A 2462-nucleotide genomic window follows, 5' to 3' on the forward strand; every position below is an offset into this window, starting at 1 on the left:
CGCCGTCGTCCCCAGCCACAACGAGTCCTTCGGCCTCGTAGCCCTCGAGGCGCAGGCCTGCGGCACGCCCGTCGTCGCCGCAGCCGTGGGCGGCCTGCGGACGGCGGTCCGCAACGGCGTCTCCGGCGTCCTCGTCGACGGGCACGACCCCCGCGACTACGCCACCGCGGTCCGCTCGGTGCTCGCCCGCCGGGAACTGCTGTCGGCCGGTGCCCGTCGCCACGCCGCGCTCTTCTCCTGGGACCGCACGGCCGATGCCCTGGTCTCCGCGTACACGTCGGCCGCCGACGACATGGCCGGTGCGCCGCGGCCCCTGCGTCACCGGACCCTCGGGCCCCTGCGGTCGCTGCCCGGTGTGCAGGTGGCGCGGTGACCAGCCCGGTCGTCGCCGAGCTGGACGCCGTCATCGAGCGGGCGCTGCGCGAGAACGAGCTGGTCCACGAGCACCCCGAGCCCGGGAAGTGGCTCGTCGACCTTCCTGGCACGAAGAAGCTGAAGACCGTCTGCGGCCTGATCGTCGGCGAGCACGCACTGCGCGTGGAGGCGTTCGTCTGCCGCCAGCCCGACGAGAACCGCGAGCAGCTCTGGACGTTCCTCCTGCAGCACAACGCCCGGATGTACGGCGTCTCCTACTCGATCGACGCCGTCGGCGACATCTACCTCACCGGGCGCCTGCCGCACGCCGCCGTCACCCCCGAGGAGATCGACCGCATCCTGGGCGCGGTGCTCAGCTACGCCGACGACCACTTCAACGCGATGCTCGAGATCGGCTTCGGCACCTCGATCCGCCGCGAGTGGGACTGGCGGGTCAAGCGCGGGGAGTCCCTCCGCAACCTGGAGGCCTTCGCGGCCTTCGCAGATCCCGAACGTCGGGTGTGACCGCCACCGACCGGAGCTCCACGCCCGGCACCACCGACGAGCACGGGCCCGGTTACGTCCGCCGCTGGTGGGTGCTGGCCACGATGACGGTGTGCCTGCTCGTCGTGATCATGGGCAACACGATCCTCAACGTCGCCCTGCCCACGCTGCAGCGCGAGCTCGGCGCCACCCAGGGTGAGCTCCAGTGGGTCGTCGACGCGTACATCCTCGTGTTCGCCGGCCTGCTCTTCTCCTGGGGCGTCATCGGCGACCGCATCGGCCGCAAGCGCGTCCTGCTGATCGGGTTGAGCATCTTCGCGGTCGGCTCGGTGTTCGCCGCGCTCAGCGACAGCCCGATCGAGCTCATCGCGTGGCGCGCGGTCATGGGCGTCGGCGGCGCCGCCGTCCAGCCGACGACGCTCGCTGTCATCACCAACGTCTTCCCACCCCGTGAACGCGGGCGGGCCATCGGCGTCTGGGCCGGCACCGCAGGCATCGCGGTCGCGGGCGGCCCGCTGGCCGGAGGTGTCGTCCTCGAGCACTTCTGGTGGGGTGCGGTCTTCCTGACCGGGGTGCCCGTCGCGGTCCTCGGCATCGGGGCCGTCCTGGCGTTCGTCCCCGAGTCGCGCGACCCCTCGCCCGGCCGGCTCGACGTCCCGGGTGTGCTCCTGTCGATCGCGGCGCTCGCCGGACTGGTCTACGGCATCATCCGGGGCGGCTCCGGAGCAGGGTGGACGACGCCGGGTGTGCTCGTGCCACTGCTGGGCGGCATCGTCCTCCTCGCCCTGTTCGTCTGGCTGCAGCGGCGTTCCACGCACCCCGCCCTCGACGTCAGCCTCTTCCGCAACCCGGCCTTCTCGGCTGCCGCCGGTGCGCTCGGGCTGAACTTCTTCGCCCTGCTGGGCGCCACCTTCTACCTCGTCTACTACCTGCAGGGCGTCCTCGGCTTCACCCCGCTGCAGAGCGGTGCCGCGCTGATCCCGGTCGCCCTCGGCATGGCGGTCATGGCGCCGCGCAGCTCCGGCCTGGCCGAGCGGTTCGGCGCCAAGGCCGTCTGCGCGACCGGCTTCGGGCTCATCGCCCTGAGCTTCCTGGGAGTGCAGCTGCTCGACCTGAGCACGCCGGTCTGGCTGCTGGTCCTGGTCCTCTCGGTGCAGGGCACCGGGATGGGCATGGTCATGGCACCGGCGACCGAGTCGATCATGTCCGTGGTGCCCCGCGAGAAGGCCGGGGCGGGGGCCGCGGTCAACAACTCCGTCCGCCAGGTCGGGGGGGCGCTCGGGGTCGCGATCCTCGGCTCGGTGCTGGCCGCCTCGTACTCCGCCCAGCTCGGCGGCGCTGTCGACGCGCTGCCCTCGGGCGCCCGCGCCGAGGCGAGCCAGTCGATCGTGGGGACTCTCGAGGCGGTCCGCCAGGTGCAGGCCGGCGGGAACCCGGAGCCCGCCCGTGCCGCGGCGGGCCTCGTCGACCCCGCGCGCGAGGCCTTCGTCTCGGCCATGCACCTGACCGCGGTGTTCACCGCCGCGGCCGCCGTCATCGCCGCGGCCGTCGTCCTCACGTGGCTGCCGGGCAGGCCGAAGCGGGTGTCCTCGGTCACCCAGTAA

The 2462-nt window shown here is 72.9% G+C and carries 3 protein-coding genes; all 3 read left to right on the forward strand.

Going from position 1 to position 2462, the window contains the following annotated elements; translation table 11 throughout:
• Positions 1-373: glycosyltransferase (locus tag E4P40_RS27255; protein ID WP_135161415.1), on the forward strand; the 373-nt coding region annotated here is incomplete at its 5' end.
• The gene (locus tag E4P40_RS27260; protein ID WP_209305553.1) at positions 370-879 is read left to right on the forward strand and encodes a YbjN domain-containing protein; all 510 of its coding nucleotides are present in this window, start codon (positions 370-372) and stop codon (positions 877-879) included. The genes E4P40_RS27255 and E4P40_RS27260, both read left to right, overlap by 4 nt.
• Positions 876-2462: a DHA2 family efflux MFS transporter permease subunit gene (locus E4P40_RS27265; RefSeq protein ID WP_135161416.1), complete on the forward strand. Its 1587-nt coding sequence runs from the start codon at positions 876-878 to the stop codon at positions 2460-2462. Before E4P40_RS27260 ends, E4P40_RS27265 begins: the two co-directional genes overlap by 4 nt.

Source organism: Blastococcus sp. CT_GayMR20 (assembly GCF_004570345.1).